The following is a 16460-nucleotide window of genomic DNA, read 5'->3' as shown; positions in this document are numbered from 1 at the left end:
CTACGCGGCGGTGAGGGCCGGGCGACGCTCGGCGACCTCGACGATGCGGTCGCGGAGCAGGCGGAACACCGTGTCGACCGAGCGGGCGGCCTGCACGGTGTCGGGGTGCATCGCGTTGAAGTCGAGCCCCGACTCGTCGCGGTTGAGCCACACGAAGACCTCGCGGGAGGGCGTGGCGTTGGCGAACACCGAGAAATCGTGCTGCCGCGCCAGTTCCGCGCCGGGAACCCGCGTGACGTCGATGTAGGAGAGCATCGGCGAGCTGAAGCCGTGCTCCACGGGGAAGTCGGGGTCGTCGGCGAGTAGGTCGATGACCGGGAACACCGGCGTGCGCTCGAGATGCTTGGCCACGGATACGGCCTCGTGCGCGTTGCGGGCCACCTCGTCGAAGTCGCCACGTGCCGAGAACTGCACGGGGACCAGGGTGACGTACCAGCCGACGGCCATCGCGTCGCCCGCGCCGGACCGGTCGGCGCGCGGGATGAGCATGGTGAACAGCTCTTCGCCGGTCAGGTTGTGGTGCACCTGGCCGAGCACGGCCAGGAGGGCGCTGCTCATGTTCGCGCCCGCGCGCTTGGCCGCCGCGGCGAACCGGGCCGTCCGATCCGCGTCGATGAACGAGCCGTGCACGGCGATCCGGCCCGGCGCCGCCTCGCCCTCGGCCAGGCCCAGGGGGAGCGGGAAGCGCGGCATCCCGCCGGAGCGGCGGAGCGTCTCGCGCCACTGCACCACGTCGGGATGGGTCGGCGTGAGGGTCGCCGCCAGCGTGCGCTGCTCCCGCGTGAACTCGCTGTACGGCCGCACGGGCACCGCGGTGAACGGCCGGCCGGTGCGGGCGGCGGTGTAGCGAGTGAGGAGCTCGAAGAAACTCACGGCCTGCGAGACGCCGTCGGTGAACATGTGGTCCGAACAGACCACCACCTCGAAGCGCGGCGCCGGGGAGTCCGTCCGGGCCTGCTCGATGCCCGTGACCGCGAAGGCGAAGGCCGCCCAGTCGTGCAGCTCCGGCACGGACGCGAGTAGATGATCCTTCACGCTGACGCCCGGATGAGAATTCGATGAGGCCGTGATCGCGAGGTCGATCTGCTCCGGCGCGAGGGTGCGACCCCGCGGATCGGGTTGCGTCGACACCGGGAAGGCGGTGTGGAAGACATCGTGCGTACGGACGAAATCCGTGAACACGGCGGCGATCAACGATTCGTCGAAGACATCGTGAATCGTGAATGTGGTGAACACGAGCCGGCGCGTGCACGCCTCGCCGTCGATGCCGCTGCGGAGGTGGTCGGCCTGGATGAAGGACGATCTCACGCCCAGTTCGGGGGCGGTTCTCATCGCCTCCCTGGTGGTCGCGTCGGGGGCCCAGACGGCCCACTCGCCCGCCGGGCACTGCCACTGTTCCGAGAAACCCGAGATCATGCGCACCATGATCCCGAAGTGGATAGCGGCGCAAAAGACCCGGGAACAGTGAGATAACCGACATCGGTGAGGGGTTCTCATTTCGCCACAAAGGGTGCATCATGCGCGGCGCTAATTATATGAAGAAATAACAGACATGAAGCTACAAACGTAATCGCAAATCCATCGAACGTGTACGGAAAGTCGGGCGCGCTCAGCGGTCGTCGTCGCCGTCGACGGCCACGGAGCCGGCGGCGGACCGTCGGACCGGGGAGGCCGCAGCGGCGCCGCCCAGCAGCACCGCGGCCCACAGCAGGTGCGCGGCCCATGCTCCGGCGCGCTCCGACGGCGCTGCGGCCGCGGTCGTGATCGCGCCCGGGACGCGATAGAGCCGCAGCTCGGGCGTGTCGACGACGAGTGCCAGGCCCGGCAGGGGCACCGTCGGGAACACCGCTCCGTCGTCGCCGGACACCGCCTCCACGAGCACCCAGCCGACGCCCAGCTGCGCCAGCCGGCCCGCGAGGGCGCCGCCACCCGCGGCGAGCGCGTCCTCGGCGTCGGCCGCGATGCCCGGCACGCGGTCGATCGACCGGCCACCCACGCGCAGTTCACCGGTCTGCAGGACGGGCGCGCGTAGCATCCGCGGCGCCGGGTCCAGCACCGGCGCCGGCGGGCCGTAGGCGTACGTCCGGAACATTCCGGGAGGCAGCACCGCGACCGCCCCGCGGTCCGCCGGCACGGCCTCGGCGACGGCGCGCCACGACGCCGGGTAGGTCACCGGCGCGAGCGCCCCGCCGGCCCCCCACGCGAGCCCCGGCAGGACCGCGACCGGCAGCGCGACGGCCGCGACCGCCGCCGCCGCGCGGGCGGGCGCGGGCACCGCGGCGACCAGGGCGGCGGCGCAGGTCGCGACGAGCGGCACCGCGAGCGCCACCCACTTCTGGCCGTCGCGCAGCAGCCCGCTCCCTGGGATCGCCTGCACCACGGCCTCGAGCAAGGACACCCCCGGCCCGGTCGCCGCGAGCGCGGGCAGGACCACCGCACACAGCGCGAGCAGCGCGATCCGGCTCAGCGGCGGGGAGAACAGGCGCGCGCGCAGCACGATCAGCCCGCCCATTAGCACCGCGAGGGCGAGGACGGTCCAGAGCCACGGCGCACCGTCGGGGACGGCCTGCCGGTTCCAGATCCCCCCGAGCCCGACCAGCGACCCGATGGTGCCGAGTCCGGGCTCGGCCCGCGCGGCGAACACGGCGACGCTCGCCGGATCGGCGCGGACACCGTCGCCCGACACCAGCGACGGATACACCCACGGCGCGGCCGCGCACGCGAACAGGCCCAGCAGCCACGCCCAGCGCCGCGGCGCGGCGACGAGACCCGCGATCAGGGCGAGCACGGCGCCCGTCGGCGTGAGGCCGCCCGCGGCGAGGGCGGCGGCGAAGGCGCCCAGCTGCCGCCGGCCGGACAGTCGGAGTCCGGCGACGACCATCCACCCGATCGCCGCGTACCCGGCCAGCAGACTCCAATGCCCCTGCAGCAGGCGCTCGGCGACGAACGGGTTCCACAGCCCCACCGTCGCCCCGGCGAGCCCCGAGCCCAGACCGGCGGGCCGGCCCACCGCGTCCAGCACCGCGAGCGCGCAGCGCCCGAAGCCCCACCCCGCCGCGACCAGCGCGACGAAGAGAATGGTCGTGACCAGGAGGCCACCGTCGACGACCTGGGAGCCGAGCGCCAGCAGCCAGTCCTGTGGGGTCGCGCGCGCGGCGTTGCCGCCGAGGCCGAGCGCGGCGTCGGTGAGGTGCGAGCGCGGGGTGGACACGGCGTCGCGCAGCAGCAGGTACCGCCCGCCCACCGCCAGCGGGCCCAGGATCACGAACGCGAGCGCGGCCGACCAAGCGGCGAGGGCAGCGTCGCGCGATCTCACCTCCGCCACCCTACTGACAGAATGTGCGGGTGAGCGGTTTGGCGTGGGTGACGGTCGGCTCGATGCTGGCGAACCTCTGCTCCTACTTCGTGCACCTGCCCGCGAGCCGCTGGCTCGGGCCGTCCGGGTACGGCGAGTTCGCCGCCCTGCTGCAGCTCGTGCTCGTGCTCGCGGTGCCGGCACTCGCGCTGCAGACGGTGGTCGCGCGCCAGGTGGTGCGTGGCGCGGGTGCAGCGCAGATGCGCCGCCTCGGCCACGTGATCGCGGTCGGCGCGACGCTTCTCGCCGCGGTCGCGGTGCCCCTGGCCGCCGCAGGACTGCACACTCGGGCGATCACGGCCGCCGCCGCGCTCGCCGCCGCGCCCGCGCTCGTGCTGCTCGCCGTCGAGCAGGGCGTCCTGCAGGGGGAGCGGCGGTTCGGCCGGCTCGCGGTGCTGCTCGCCGTCGCGGGCCTGGGGAAGCTGGCGTTCAGCATGCCGGGGCTGCTGGTGGGACCGGGCCCCGCGCTGCTCGGCACCACGGTCGGCGCCCTCGTCGCGGCCGGGCTCGGCCGGGTGCTCGCCGGCTCGCCGCCCGGGTCCGACGGTGCGCCGCCCCTCGCCCCCGTCGCCGGGGTGCGGGCCGTGCTGGGCGCCAGCTCGGTGCAGCTGGTGCTCGCGGTGTTCGCGTCGCTGGACCTGCTGCTCGCCCGGCCCGTGCTGGGCGCGGCCGCCGGCGGCACCTACGCGCTGGGCGCGGTGGCCGCGAAGGTCGCGTTCTGGCTGCCGCAGGCGGTCGGGGTGGTGTTCTACCCGCAGCTCGCCACGCCCGAACGGGCCCGGGGCGCGCTGCGCACCGTGCTCGCCCTGCTGACCGGGCTCGGGCTCGTGTGCGCGGCGGGGGCGGCGGTCTGTGCTCCGCTCGCCACGGCGCTCGCCGGCGAGGAGTACCGGCCCGTGCAGGGGCTGCTGTGGCTGTTCGCCGCGCAGGGCGCGCTCATCGCGGTGCTGCAGGGGCTGCTGCTGTACGCGATCGCGATCGAGCGCACCCGCATGGCGGGTTACGCCTGGGTGGTGCTCGCTGTCGAGGCGGCCGTCCTGCTGACCTGGCCGCGCACGCCCGCCGAAATGATCACCGCCGCGGCGCTGTGTGCGCTCGCGGCGGTGATGGTGATCGGTGCTGTCGCGGCGATCAGCGCCTGTCGTCCCGTTTCCGGAAGTCGATCGCCTCGGTCCGGGACTCGTCCGGCCGCGGCTGAGCGCTGAAGGCCTCGGTGGCCGGGTCCGCGTCGGAACCCAGCGGCGCCGTCGGATCGTCGCCGCCGACGTGCGCGGTGGGCTCGTCGTCGAGCGGGGCGCTCGGGGCGGCGCCGTCGTAGCTCCCGCCCCCCGAGCGCCCGCCCGCCGCAGGAGCGGCCCGACGGCCCAGGACGAGCGCGAACGCGCCGAGCCCCAGGGCGATCACGCCGAGCACGCCGCCGGCCGCCGGAACCACGTACTTCGCGACCGCGATCCGGTTCTGGGCCGACTTCGCGGCCTCCGCCTGCGAGCGGACCGTCGCATCGACCCAGCGCTGCTGGGCGTCGAAGACCTCGAGGCGGAAGTCGCGGACCGGCTTCGCGGTGTTCGGCGAGACCTGCGCCGGGGTGCGGAACTGCTGCGTGTAATGCAGCGACTGGTCGACGATGATGCCCGACTTCGGGTCCACCCACAGGTCGACCGAGGTCTTGGCCCAGCGGTTGAGGGTGATGTCGTCCTTGGCGTCGACGCCCGGTCCCTCGATGCCCCACCAGCCGGCGGTCTTGGTGAGCACCGTGCCGAGGGTCGCGTCGCTGCCGTCGCGGATGGTCGAGAGGTCGACCCAGTCCTGGGTGCCTTGGAAGTGCAGCGTGTTGGTCCCGCTGACCTCCTTCTCCTCGACGAACTTCAGGCCCACGTTCTTGCGGGTGACGAGGTCGAAGAACGAGTACTGGCCGTCCTGCGTCGTGTCCGCGGGGAAGCGGTACTGCAGGCCTTGACGATCGGCGATCTTCACCGCGGGGGCGCTCTCGCCGGGCGAGTAGGTGGCCTCGGAGATCTTGTCGGTGGGCTTGCCCGTCTCGCGGTCCAGCGACACGCGGTCGAGCCACGCCTGCACCAGTCCGTCGTCGCAGGGGCGCTCGTTCTTCGCGGCGCCGGTCAGCTCGGGGTGCCGGGGCTCGCCCTTGGTCTTGATCGAGGGCACCACCATCGACATGCCGGACTGGACCGTCATCGTCTTCTTGTCCGACGGCGAGGTCACCAGCGTGCGGGTCTGCGTGGTCACCGAGACGTCGTTGACGACGGCCTTCGGCTTGGTGAACGAACACAGATCGAGTTGGCGCGCGGGGAACTGTGCGTCGGCCTGCGAGTCCGCGGGCTTCTCCGACCGCGCCACCGTGGTGATGTCCAGGTTCAGCGGGATCGTGGTCAGCTTGCCGGCCACGTAGACCGGTCCGGCGATCGCGGACGTGATCAGGAGCGCGCCCACGAAGATCAGGATCGGGCCGATAACGCGCGCCAGCCTGCTACGGCCTACCGCCATCGAAGTGTCTCCTCACATCTTCTACGGGGCGCATGCGTGGTCGCACGCGCCGGTTCGCTGTGAGGGCACGCACCGGCGCACCCGTCTACAAGTACCCGAGCCTACAGGTGCGTCCGGCGTGACACCGGTCGCGCGCGCGGGGCGAGCCGGAATCGCGGGTAGATTCTGTGGACGATGAGCACAGTCGGCACCAGCGATTTCGAGACTGCAAAGCCTGCGGGTGCGGCCGGTTTCGTGCCCGCACTCGAAGGAATGCGGGCGGTCGCGGCTGTCGCCGTCATGCTCACCCACACGGCCTTCCAGACCGGTCAGGTCGGACATTCGGTGATGGGCCGGGTGTGGGGCCGGTTCGACATGGCGGTCGCGCTGTTCTTCGGGTTGTCGGGATTTCTGCTGTGGCGCGCGCACGCTCGGGCCGCGTGGTCCGACGGTGCCGGGCCCGCGACGGGGCGCTACTACCGGTCGCGGATCGTGCGGATCGTGCCCGCCTACCTGGTGGTCGCGGTCGTGGCGCTGGCACTCCTGCCGCGGGCGGACCCGCCGTCCGGCTCGACCTGGCTCGCGAACCTGACACTGACGCAGGTCTTCGTGCCCTATTCACTCACCGACGGGCTCACTCAGATGTGGTCGCTCTCGGTGGAGATGCTGTTCTACCTGGTGCTGCCGCTCGCTGCGCTGGCACTTGTGCGGGTGCGCGGGGCGCGAGCGCCGTGGCGGATGCCGGTCCTGCTGGCGGTGGCGACGGCGTCTCTGTCGTGGGCCTGGGTGGGCGCCGCGTTGCCCCTGCCGCCCGGCGTGAACCACCACAACTGGTTGCCCTCGTACGTGGCGTGGTTCGTGGCGGGCATGGTGCTCGCGGAGATGGTCTGCGCTCCGGTGTCGCGGTACGCGCGTGCGCGGCGGCTGGCGCGGCGGCGGATCTGCTGGCCCGCGGCCCTGGGCGTGTTCGCGGTGATCTGCACGCCGCTCGGCGGTCCGGTGACGCTGGACACCCCCGAGTCCTGGCAGTTCGCGGTCCGGATGGGGCTGGGCGGGGTCTTGGCCTTCCTGCTGCTGGCCCCGCTCGTACTCGCGCCCGCGGGGGCGCCGTCGCGGTGGCTGGCATCGGGTCCGATGTTGGCGCTGGGGCGCTGGTCGTACGGGATCTTCATCTGGCACCTCGTGGTGCTCACCGCGATCTTCCCGCTGTTCGCGATCGTGCCGTTCCACGGGAACATGGTGACGGTCACGCTGCTGACCCTCGTCTTCTCGATCGCCGTGGCCGCGCTGAGCTACGCCTGGGTGGAGGAACCGGCCCGCCGCTGGTTGGCCCGGCACGAGGCCCGACGGTCCGCCACCGCGGTCGGGTCCGAAGGCGGGGTGGACGGTGCGGTGGGTGGCACGGCCGGGGCAGGGCCGGCCGGGGCGAGGGCGAGGTGTCGTTCGGAAAGGGTATGCACATAGCGTATATCCAAGTAAGTGCAGGTCAGGCGGGTATGTGTTGGTGGGGGATATGCGCGGGACGTATACCCCGCGGGTTTCGAGGTGGGTGCGTCGCGCGCGGCTCGCGCGTTCTCGAGCACTCCCGGCTCGCAGCTCCAGCCCCCGGCTTGCGGCTCGCGTCTGTGAGTTTGCGGCTCGCCGCTCCAGTCCTCCGCTCTCAGTCGGGGCCGAACGACTCCGCGCGGGTGTCGGCGATCGGCTGGATCCATGGCGCGCCCGACCGGGATATGCGTGAAGTGCATGACCCTCTGCGTCAAAAACATCATCTGAACTGCATGAATGTGGGGTATGCGTAAAGCGCATGCCCTTCTTGATCGACTACTGCTCCTCGTCGGAGCGGGGCTTGACCGCCGTCCCAGCCGTCGCTGCCTCACCGGATCGGGCGCGACGACGGCCCGGCAGGCGGAGGGGCGGCACCGTCGACCAGGCCATCAGCAGGACACCGACGAGGGCGAGGCCCTGGGGCCAGGGGCCGTGGCCGACGTAGCCGGTGTCGGCGTGCCAGGGGCCCGTCGCCAGGAGCAGCATCGCGGCGAGCACGAAACCCGCCGCGCCGAACACCCGCAGGGCGGCGCGGCGCTCGGCGGACACGTGCAGTGACGAGAGCACCCAGGTCGCCGCGCCGGTCGCGCCCAAGATCGCCAGTCCGGGCCAGCCGCTCAGTACGAACGCCGCCGCGCCCACACCGAGCCCCGCGAGCCACCCCGGCTGCCAGGCGCGCACGGCGGCGGAGGCGCCGGGCCGGTGACCCGGCGCCAGCGCCAGCGCGGCGAGGATCACGAGCAGGAGCAGCCCGCCGAACAGCCCGATGCGGTACGGCGCGTTCAGCGAGAACCGCAGCGTCACAGCGCCGTCGGTCCCCGCGGGAACCACCCAACCCTGCTGCCACCCGTTCACGGTCACGGCGCGCAGCGGCGTACCGTCCGGTCCGGTCGCCGTCCAGCCGGGGTTCCGGCTCTCGGGCACGACGAGGACCTGGTCGGCGGCCGCGCCGCTGACCGTCACGACGCGACGGTCGGGGGTCCAGCTTTGCACCTTCACGCTCTCGTCCCGCGGCGCGCGGCCGGGGGAGTCGTCCGCGGACGCCGAAGCGGGTGTGTTCAGGGTCAGCGTCTCCACGCTGAACGCGAGCCCGGGCTCCGCAACGATCCGCGTCCGCCCGGCAGGCAGAGGCAGCGGGGCCGAATCGCACGCCACCGCCCGGACCGGCGCACCGTCGCGCAGCTCGCGGGCGCCCGCCTCGAGCCGGAACCGGACCTCGCGGTCACCGATCCGGACGGTCGGACCCGTCTCGCACGGCACCACGATCGGACGGTCCGCGGGTGCGGGCTCGGAGCCGGGTACGGGCGCACCGTCGGGCCCGACCGCCTGGACCTCGGCCAGCCCGGGCGGCATCTTCTCCGGGAAACCGAGGGCGTTGATGTTGAGCCGCTCGTCCCAGTCGAGCAGGGAGATCGAGATCGAATCGGTCACGGCGGGATCGACTTTCACCGTGACGGAATCGCCCGCCGGCACGTCGCGCACCTGCCGCCCGGTGCCCAGGTCGATCCCGACCCGCGTGGGCCGGGCGGGCGCCTCACCGCGGGGCATCGTCAGCGTGAGCCCCGCGACCAACTGCGCCGACGGCAGCCGCAGCCGCAGGATCGGCCTCGGCGAGGTGGGCTGCGTCACCGACTGGGGCGCGGTCCAGGTGGTGTTCGGGTCGCCGTCCGTCACCGCCGCCGAACTGCCCCGGCCGTCGCCGACCGCCGACTCCGCGTAGGCCGACGGGGCCGCCGGATTCGCGAGCAACGTCGACAGCGCCTGACCGGGCCGGGCGCGCACCGTCAGGGCGGGCAGCACGGCCGGGGCACCGGGACCGTCGACGGTCCGCCGCAGCGGGCCGGGCTCCTCGGGCCCGATCGCGATATCGGCGCACTGCACCGGGCCCGGCGCGCCCCTCTCGCCGGGCGTCACGACGCAGCCCGAGCGGCCCATCGTGTCCTGCCCGAAGACCCAGCTCTCGGCGGGGCCGGACCGGGGCAGGACCACGTCGTGACGGGCGGGGATCGCGCGCGAAGTCCGGGCGTCGGTGAGCTGCGCCTCGGAGATCGCGAACTGGTTGCCCCAGGTGTGATCGGTCGTATCGGCGGCGGTGATCCGTACCCAGCGCGTCGGCTCGGACGGCGCGACCAGCGTGATCGGGGTGTTCGCCGTGACCGGATCGGAGTAGACGGTGCCCGCCTCGGTCGAGATCAGTAGCCGGGTGACCGCGGGGCCGAGCGCCCGCCCGACGGTGACCGTCACGGCGAGGTCGCCGCGCGCCTCGGGCAGCGTGAACTGCAGCCACTGGCCCAGCGCGTGGTCCAGGCCCGACGACACCCAGGACGTGTTCTTGTCGCCGTCGACCGCCGCGGCCGGTCCGGCGCCCGGCAGTACCGTGCCGAGCTGCGTCGCGTCGGCCGCCGAGCTCGACGCCGTGACGCTCGCGCCGCCGTCGCTGTTCCAGGCCCCGTCGACCAGGCCCGCGCCCGCGACGGGGTAGTCGGGCAACCGGTTGAGCGTGCGACGGGGGTCGTCGGCGGAACGGATCGCGGAGCTGTGGTCGTCGACCCGGCCGTAGTCGGTCTCGCGGTTCTTCGGCGTGTCGGTCACGGTCAGCGGGCCGTCGGGCAGGCCGGCGGCGGCCGCGTCCGCGGCGAGCAGCGCCGAGCCCAGTTCACGCCTACCCGCGGCTGCGGCGTCGGCCTGCAGCGTGAGCAGCGATTCCGGGCCGCCGGCGATCCGCGGCATCGACGCCAGGTCGGTGACGTACGGACCGGTGGGGGCGGCACCGTCGACCCGGTAGATCGTGATGGCGGGCAGGGGCGGCCGGAGCCCCGAGTCCACGACCACCTTCTCGACGGTCGGCGGCGCGACCTCGGGCCCGAACGTGGCGACCTGCGTGATCCCGGGCGAGCCCTCGATCGCCGCGCGGGCCAGCGCCGGGCGCGCCGAGCGAGAGGTGTCGGGGTCGAGGTCGGCCCGCAGCACCAGGTAGGAGATGCCCTGGCGGCGCAGCGTGGCCGCGAGCCCCGGTGAGGGGGTTCCCGCGCTGAACAGGCGCTGCACCGAGTCGAGGGCCCGGATCGCGCCGGGCGGGTTGAGCGGGATCGCGTCGCGCACGGCCCACGGCGTCTGGGCCAGGGGCTGGAGCGGCTCGTCGCGGGTCAGGCCCCACAACTGCGCGCCGAACGGGGCGCCCGGCACGACCAGGGCCCGTTCGGCGCGGGCCTGCCCCGGTGCGGTGCCCGAGGCGTGCGCCGACAGCCAGTCCGCCGCCTGCGACCAGTAGTCGGGGATCCGGTCGTACGGGCCGCGCGGCGCGAGCTTGCCGGTCCAGGCCATGCCGCCCGCCAGCGCCAGCACCACGACGACGGCGAGCGCGCCCGCCGCGAGCCGGTCGTGCTCGGGGTGCGCCAGCGCCCGCCGTACGCGGGCCAGTCCGACGGTGCCCGGCAGCGGCGCCCGGGCCAGCAGGTGCGCCAGGCCCATGACCAGCGGCAATCGCAGGAAGGGCTCGAGCTTGTAGACATTGCGCAGCGGCGCGCCGACGCTGTCGAGGAAGACGCGCACCGGCTCGGCGAAGGGGGAACCCAGCCCGCTCGCGTAGCCCGCGCCGATGCCGGCCAGCCCGATGAGGAGCACCGTCGCCCAGACCCCGCGCTCGGGCATGCCGCGCATGGTGAGCCCCGCGATGCCGGCCGCGGCGAGCAGGCCCGTGACGACCACGGCGGCGGGGGCGGTCGTCAGCATCGCGCCGGCGGCGCGTTCGTCGGAGATGAAGGGGCTCCACGACGTGGTGCCGCGGAGGACCTCCGGCAGCGACGCCCATTGCGTGGTGGCGCGGGAGGACTCGATGAACTCGAGGAACGGCGGGCTGACCCGGCCCATGATGAGCAGCGGCACGATCCACCAGGTGGTGGCCAGCGCGACGCATACCGCCCACCAGGCGCTGAAGGTCCAGAACCGTCTCGTGCCCCTGCCGACCCGGGCGTGCAGGAGCCACCACAGCGCGGCGACCGCGCAGGCGAAGCCGGTGGCCACGGCGTTGACCGCGCCCATCAGCGCGACCGCGACCGCGGACCGGCCCGCCAGGTTCCGCAGCGGGACATCGCTCCCCCGCACCATCTGGACCAGCGGCAACAGGACCCACGGCGCGAGCATCACCGGTGCGGTCTCGGAACTGATCGCTCCGAGCGTGGTGAGCACCTGCGGCGCCAGCACGAACGCGGCCGCTGCCACGATCCGGCTGCCGCGCGACCCGGTGGCCAACGCCTCGGTGAGCCGGACGATCCCCCAGAACCCGGCGAACAGCAGCAGCGCCCACCACAACCGCTGCGTGATCCACGGCGGAACGTGCAGGAGCTGACCCAGGGCGAAGAAGGCGCCGTGCGGGAAGAAGTAGCCGTAGGCCTGGTTCTGCACCTGCCCCAGCGGCGACTGGCTGGACCAGATGTTCGCCGCCCGCGCCAGGAAGCCGAGGGGGTTCGCGGTGAGGTCGAGCTTGGTGTCGGCGACGACCTTGCCGGGGGCGCTGAGGAAGCTCAGCGCGAGCAGGGCGACGAACGCCCACGCGCCTGCGCGGCGGGTCAGGGGTTCGTCGGAGAGCTGGGGGCTACTTGTTGGCACCCGAGTCGTCGCGCTCGCCGTAGTTCGACGAGCCCTGCAGGAAGCCCTTGTCGGGGTTCACGGCGCCGACCTCGGTCGACGGCGTCGTCTGGCCGACGGCCGCGCCGCTCACCAGTGCGAGGGCCACGGCGACGACGATGCCGGCGAGCGCGGCGGTGGCGCTGGCGATGATCGAGGTGCGGTCCATGCCGGCGAGTCTACAGGCTAGAGGTCGGCGCAGCCCGAGGGCACGATCATCACGGGCCGCTGGCAGCCGCGCAGGACGTGCTCCGAGACCGACGAGTGCCAGAGCGCCTTGATCCCGGAGATGCCGCGGCTGCCGGACACGATCACGTCGACGTCGTCGGTGTCGGACGCGGCGATCAGCGCGGCCCAGACCGTGGTGGACACCTCGACCAGCTCGCCCCGGGCGGTGAACCCGGAGGCGGCCGCGAGATCGACGCCCTCCTGGTTGGTCTTGCGCGCCTCGTCGTGGACGATGTCGCTCTCGCGGGTCAGGGCGGTCTCGGCGGCCCCGGCCCCGGCGACGCCCGACATCGCGGACAGGCGGGCGGCCTGGTGGATCGTGGACTCCCATGCGGTGACGACGATCGCCTCCGCGTCACGCCCCTGGGCGAGCACCTTGCTGGCGTACTTCACGGCGCGCTGGGAGGACTCCGAGCCGTCGTACGCGATCAGAACCTTCACGGGAACAGTCATGGGGATCACCTCGATGTTCGCGGTTACCTGATACCTCCAGATTACGCCGAAACCGCCGAGTTGCAAGATGCAAGTACGGGTGTGTCAGCGGCGGTACCGGCGGGCCAGTTCGGGGTCGGACTCCCACCACAGGCCGTTCGACGGTGCGCCCCGGCCCGCCTGCTCGTCGTCGGCGCGCGTCGCGTCCCGGGCGTCCTCGGCCGCGTCCACCCGGACCTGCCGGGCGGCGTCCTCGCGGCGCAGCGCGAACATGAGGATCACCAGGAAGGGCAGGCCGAACAGGTCCGCGAGCAGCCACAGCATGCCCGCCCCGACGGTCTGCGACAGCCGCATCTGGTCCTCGCCGAATCCCAGCGCCGCGTAGTGCGCGGTGTACAGCACCGGTCCGAGCCACACGACGATCCCGAGGACCCCGTCGGCCAGCGACTCGACCAGCGTGATCAGTAGCGACACGCCCTGCGGGTAGCGGCGCGGCACCGGATCCGCCTGGATGCGGGTGTAGAAGTACCCGAAACCGGCGAGGACGAGCAGGCCGCGCGTGAGCAGGTCGAGCGCGGGATCCCGCATCGCCGCGAGGTTCCAGCCGGAGAAGAGCAGCACCCACGGCGTGACCAGCAACAGGCCGGAGCCCACGGCGGGATGCCCGAGGGCCCGCGCGAGCGGGCTGCGCAGGGCCCGGAGCGCGGCGGACCGTCGGGCGGCCGGCAGGCGGCTGCCGAACACCGTGACCGGCATCCCCGACGCCAGGCCCAGCGGCACCACGTACAGCAGCAGCGTGATCTGCAGCGCCCGCACCCAGAACAGGCGCGGCGCGTAGTCCGTGATCGGGCCGCACGCGAGCACCGCTGCCGCCGCGCATCCCACGACCACGAACGCGACCCGGCGCACGAGCGGAACCGGGCAGCCCCGCGCGGCTCCCAGATAGGCCGCGGCGAGCAGGACCGCGGCGACGCCCAGGGCGTCGATGTGCCAGTCGCCCAGCCAGGCGGAAGTGGGAACAGCGATACTCACCGGTGAACGGTACGTCCGCCGGGCGTACTCAGGCACGTTCAGCGGGCGCTGGACCTGCAGAAATCGGGAGAAACCATGACGAAGCTCATCCGCCTCACCGGCGTCGCGACCACCGCACTGACCGCCGCCGCGCTCGTCGCCGGCTGCGGCGGCGGGAACTCGACCGAGACGACGGACCACAGTGGTCATTCCGCCACCGCCACCGCCACTGCCACTGCGGCGGAGACGGCGGCGGCCGCCACGAAGCCCGCGAAGGACCTCGCGCTCACCGCCGCCGAGCTGCCGGCCGGCATCACGGCCGTGCCCGTCGGCCAGGCGCAGCTCCAGCAGTCCGTCGACCAGTTGTCGGGCGCCGCCAACGGCGCCACGATCACGCCCGCGTCGTGCGGGTCCGGCACGGCCGTCGTCGACGCGGCGAAGAAGCTGAACGTCTCGCAGCTGGGCATGGCGGTCGGCACCGTCGGGAGCGGCGTGGCGAGCGAGTCGGTCATCGCGCAGAAGCCCGACGTGCAGAAGCTGCGCGATTCCTACCGGGGTGCGTGCACGTCGGTCACCGCGGAGATGTCGGTGCAGGGTCAGAAGGTGCGCACGCAGATGGAGACGACCGTCGCCTCCGACGCCCCGAAGACGCCGGCGGACGACCTCCTCGTGATCGAGCAGACCGCCACCTCGCAGGTCGCGGGGCAGAGCACGAAGCAGCGGTCCATCGTCGGCATCGCCCGGGTCGGGGCGTACGCCGTCTCCGTGGTCGTGATGTCGATGGACGGCACCCCCGACCGCGCGCTGTTCGACAAGCTCCTCGTCGCCTCGATCGACAAGGTCGCCAAGGGCTGACGGTCGATCTGACACACTGATCCCGATGCGACTGAACCGGAACCTCACGATCGTGGTGATCGCCGCGGCCACGGTCGCCGCGTGCGGCACCTCCACCCCCGACGCGCCGTCGGCGACCGCGACGGCCGCCCGGGCGGCGAGCTCGACGGCCTCCGCGGCACCGTCGGGCCCGGGACGCCCGGCGGCCTGCGCGACGGACTTCCTCGCGAAGATGACGGTGCGCGAGAAGGTCGGGCAGCTGCTCATGGTCGGGGTGAAAGACGCCGCCGACGCCCGCCGCGCCGTGCAGCAGGGCGCGGGCGGGGTGTTCATCGGTAGCTGGACCGACAAGGGCGTGTTCTCCGGCGGAACCCTGCAGTCGGTGGCGAAGGCGGGCAAGGTGCCGGCGATGGTGTCCGTCGACGAGGAGGGCGGCCGCGTCTCCCGCGTGCCCGGCGCGAACCTCGTCTCGGCGCGGGAGCTGGCGCGCACGATGACCATCGCGCAGGCGCGGGCCGAGGGCGCGCGGGTCGGCAAGCTGATGAAGTCGATGGGCATCACGGTGGATTTCGCGCCCGACGCCGATGTCTCCGCGCAGCCCGACGATTCCGTCATCGGTGACCGCTCGTACTCCGACGATCCCGCCGTGGTCACGAGGTACTCCCAGGCCTTCGCGGCCGGCCTGCGCGACGGCGGCGTGTACCCGGTGTTCAAGCACTTCCCGGGCCACGGCAGCTCGTCCGGCGACTCGCATCAGGGCGGCGTCAGCGTGCCGGCGCTGAACAAGCTCAAGACGAAGGACCTCATCCCGTTCCGCGCGGCCGCCGCGTCCGGCGACGCGGGGATCATGGTGGGCCACCTGACGGTGCCCGGGCTGACCGAGCCCGGCCTGCCCACCAGCCTGAGTCCCGCGACCATGCACCTGCTGCGCACGGGATCCGGATACGGCGCCAAGCCCTTCGACGGCCCGATCTTCACCGACGATCTGTCCGGCATGAAGGCGATCACCAACGAGTTCACCGTGCCGCAGGCGGTGACGAAGGCGCTCCTCGCCGGGGCGGACATCGCACTGTGGATCTCGACCGACCAGCTGGGCGCCGCGCTGGACGCGGTGGAGGCCGCCGTGAAATCGGGGAAGCTCACGCGCAAGCAGCTCGACGACTCGGTGCTCCGGGTGGCCCGCGCCAAGCACGTCGTGACCTGCTGAAACCGGTTGGTTTTCCCGGAACTTACTTGCGGGTAACCTTGTGGGATAGGATCTGACTCGAGAGTAAGGAGGATGCCGATGGCCGGTGGAACGAAGCGTCTGCCCCGCGCGGTGCGCGAGCAGCAGATGCTGGACGCCGCCATCAAGGTGTTCTCGCGCAACGGCTTCTACGAGACGTCCATGGATGCCGTGGCTCGTGAGGCGCAGATCAGCAAGCCGATGCTGTACCTGTACTACGGGTCCAAGGACGAACTGTTCGGCGCCTGCGTCACCCGCGAGGCGGGCAAGTTCATGCGCAGCATCGAGTTCGACGCGAGCCCCACGCTCCCGCCGCTGCAGCGCCTGCGCTCGGTGATCGCCGGGTTCCTCCAGTACGTCGACCAGAACCGCGACGCCTGGCGCGTGATGTACCGCGAGGCCACGGGCCAGGCGGCCTTCGCCGCGCTGTCGGAGAACAGCCGCGAGCGGGTGGTCGAGATGACGGCGGTGCTGCTCCGCGAGGCGGCGAAGTACGCGCCCGAGGACACCGATTTCGAGCTCTACGCCGTGGCGCTGGTCGGCTCCGGTGAGGCGATCGCGGACCGTCTGGCCACCGGGAAGGTCGAGCTCGACCGCGCCGTCGAGATCATGACCTCGTTCCTCTGGGGCGGCATCCGCGGCGAGCGCCCGGAGTAGTTCGCCGACGGTGCGCTCGGGCTCGGCGGGGCCGGCCGGCGTTCAGGGGGCCGAGAGGAGAGGCTC

Annotated in this window: 12 protein-coding genes; 5 read left to right on the top strand and 7 right to left on the bottom strand. The window is 72.9% G+C overall.

The features are described 5' to 3' along the window. Together ABZX10_RS10355 and ABZX10_RS10350 are read right to left on the bottom strand one after the other, a co-directional pair. A complete protein-coding gene (locus tag ABZX10_RS10355) occupies positions 1-1416 on the bottom strand; it encodes a condensation domain-containing protein (RefSeq protein WP_355538344.1) in 1416 nt (471 codons plus the stop codon). Between the two features lie 193 nt (positions 1417-1609). After that, positions 1610-3316, bottom strand: coding sequence for a hypothetical protein (locus ABZX10_RS10350; RefSeq protein WP_355538341.1), 1707 nt, complete (start codon positions 3314-3316; stop codon positions 1610-1612). Positions 3317-3345: 29 nt separating this feature from the next. Here ABZX10_RS10350 and ABZX10_RS10345 point away from each other — a divergent pair, with 29 nt between their 5' ends. Beyond that, positions 3346-4560 carry a polysaccharide biosynthesis protein gene (locus ABZX10_RS10345; protein ID WP_355538338.1) on the top strand — a complete coding sequence of 405 codons (1215 nt, stop codon included), beginning with the start codon at positions 3346-3348 and terminating at the stop codon, positions 4558-4560. Here the strand turns inward: ABZX10_RS10345 and ABZX10_RS10340 are convergent. Beyond that, entirely contained in the window at positions 4487-5857 is a 1371-nt protein-coding gene (locus tag ABZX10_RS10340; RefSeq protein WP_355538335.1) for a DUF3068 domain-containing protein, read from the bottom strand. The two genes, ABZX10_RS10345 and ABZX10_RS10340, sit on opposite strands and share 74 nt — an antisense overlap. Positions 5858-6031: 174 nt before the next feature. Between ABZX10_RS10340 and ABZX10_RS10335 the strand changes: the two genes are divergently transcribed. Then, positions 6032-7300 (top strand): acyltransferase, encoded by a 1269-nt coding sequence (locus tag ABZX10_RS10335; RefSeq protein ID WP_355538332.1) that lies wholly within the window; start codon positions 6032-6034, stop codon positions 7298-7300. Between the two features lie 357 nt (positions 7301-7657). On the opposite strand, the gene ABZX10_RS10330 is transcribed toward ABZX10_RS10335, so the two are convergent. The 4 genes from ABZX10_RS10330 to ABZX10_RS10315 form a co-directional block, all read right to left on the bottom strand. Next, a complete protein-coding gene (locus ABZX10_RS10330; protein WP_355538329.1) occupies positions 7658-11989 on the bottom strand; it encodes an alpha-(1->3)-arabinofuranosyltransferase in 4332 nt (1443 codons plus the stop codon). After that, positions 11976-12176, bottom strand: a complete 201-nt coding sequence (locus ABZX10_RS10325; protein WP_355538326.1) for a DUF2613 family protein — start codon at positions 12174-12176, stop codon at positions 11976-11978. Before ABZX10_RS10325 ends, ABZX10_RS10330 begins: the two co-directional genes overlap by 14 nt. A gap of 17 nt (positions 12177-12193) precedes the next feature. Then, positions 12194-12688 carry a universal stress protein gene (locus tag ABZX10_RS10320; RefSeq protein WP_355538323.1) on the bottom strand — a complete coding sequence of 165 codons (495 nt, stop codon included), beginning with the start codon at positions 12686-12688 and terminating at the stop codon, positions 12194-12196. Positions 12689-12772: 84 nt separating this feature from the next. Beyond that, positions 12773-13699, bottom strand: a complete 927-nt coding sequence (locus ABZX10_RS10315) for a cytochrome c oxidase assembly protein (protein WP_355538320.1) — start codon at positions 13697-13699, stop codon at positions 12773-12775. Positions 13700-13774: 75 nt separating this feature from the next. Between ABZX10_RS10315 and ABZX10_RS10310 the strand changes: the two genes are divergently transcribed. The 3 genes from ABZX10_RS10310 (at position 13775) to ABZX10_RS10300 (ending at position 16394) form a co-directional block, all read left to right on the top strand. Beyond that, on the top strand, positions 13775-14533 hold the full coding sequence (locus tag ABZX10_RS10310; RefSeq protein WP_355538317.1) for a hypothetical protein: 759 nt from the start codon (positions 13775-13777) through the stop codon (positions 14531-14533). A gap of 25 nt (positions 14534-14558) precedes the next feature. Next, positions 14559-15719 carry a glycoside hydrolase family 3 N-terminal domain-containing protein gene (locus ABZX10_RS10305; protein ID WP_355538314.1) on the top strand — a complete coding sequence of 387 codons (1161 nt, stop codon included), beginning with the start codon at positions 14559-14561 and terminating at the stop codon, positions 15717-15719. Positions 15720-15797: 78 nt separating this feature from the next. Further along, on the top strand, positions 15798-16394 hold the full coding sequence (locus tag ABZX10_RS10300; RefSeq protein WP_355538311.1) for a TetR/AcrR family transcriptional regulator: 597 nt from the start codon (positions 15798-15800) through the stop codon (positions 16392-16394). The last annotated feature ends 66 nt before the right edge of the window (positions 16395-16460 follow it).

This window comes from Tsukamurella sp. NPDC003166 (assembly GCF_040611135.1).
Taxonomy (GTDB): domain Bacteria; phylum Actinomycetota; class Actinomycetes; order Mycobacteriales; family Mycobacteriaceae; genus Tsukamurella.
This window is presented reverse-complemented; position numbering and strand designations above follow the sequence as displayed.

What these genes read in the sequence shown, in the direction of transcription:
- ABZX10_RS10325 (WP_355538326.1), bottom strand. Translation starts at nt 12,176, where the DNA reads ATGGACCGCACCTCGATCATCGCCAGCGCCACCGCCGCGCTCGCCGGC.
- ABZX10_RS10340 (WP_355538335.1), bottom strand. Translation starts at nt 5,857, where the DNA reads ATGGCGGTAGGCCGTAGCAGGCTGGCGCGCGTTATCGGCCCGATCCTG.
- ABZX10_RS10335 (WP_355538332.1), top strand. Translation starts at nt 6,032, where the DNA reads ATGAGCACAGTCGGCACCAGCGATTTCGAGACTGCAAAGCCTGCGGGT.
- ABZX10_RS10310 (WP_355538317.1), top strand. Translation starts at nt 13,775, where the DNA reads ATGACGAAGCTCATCCGCCTCACCGGCGTCGCGACCACCGCACTGACC.
- ABZX10_RS10320 (WP_355538323.1), bottom strand. Translation starts at nt 12,688, where the DNA reads ATGACTGTTCCCGTGAAGGTTCTGATCGCGTACGACGGCTCGGAGTCC.
- ABZX10_RS10305 (WP_355538314.1), top strand. Translation starts at nt 14,559, where the DNA reads ATGCGACTGAACCGGAACCTCACGATCGTGGTGATCGCCGCGGCCACG.
- ABZX10_RS10300 (WP_355538311.1), top strand. Translation starts at nt 15,798, where the DNA reads ATGGCCGGTGGAACGAAGCGTCTGCCCCGCGCGGTGCGCGAGCAGCAG.
- ABZX10_RS10355 (WP_355538344.1), bottom strand. Translation starts at nt 1,416, where the DNA reads ATGATCTCGGGTTTCTCGGAACAGTGGCAGTGCCCGGCGGGCGAGTGG.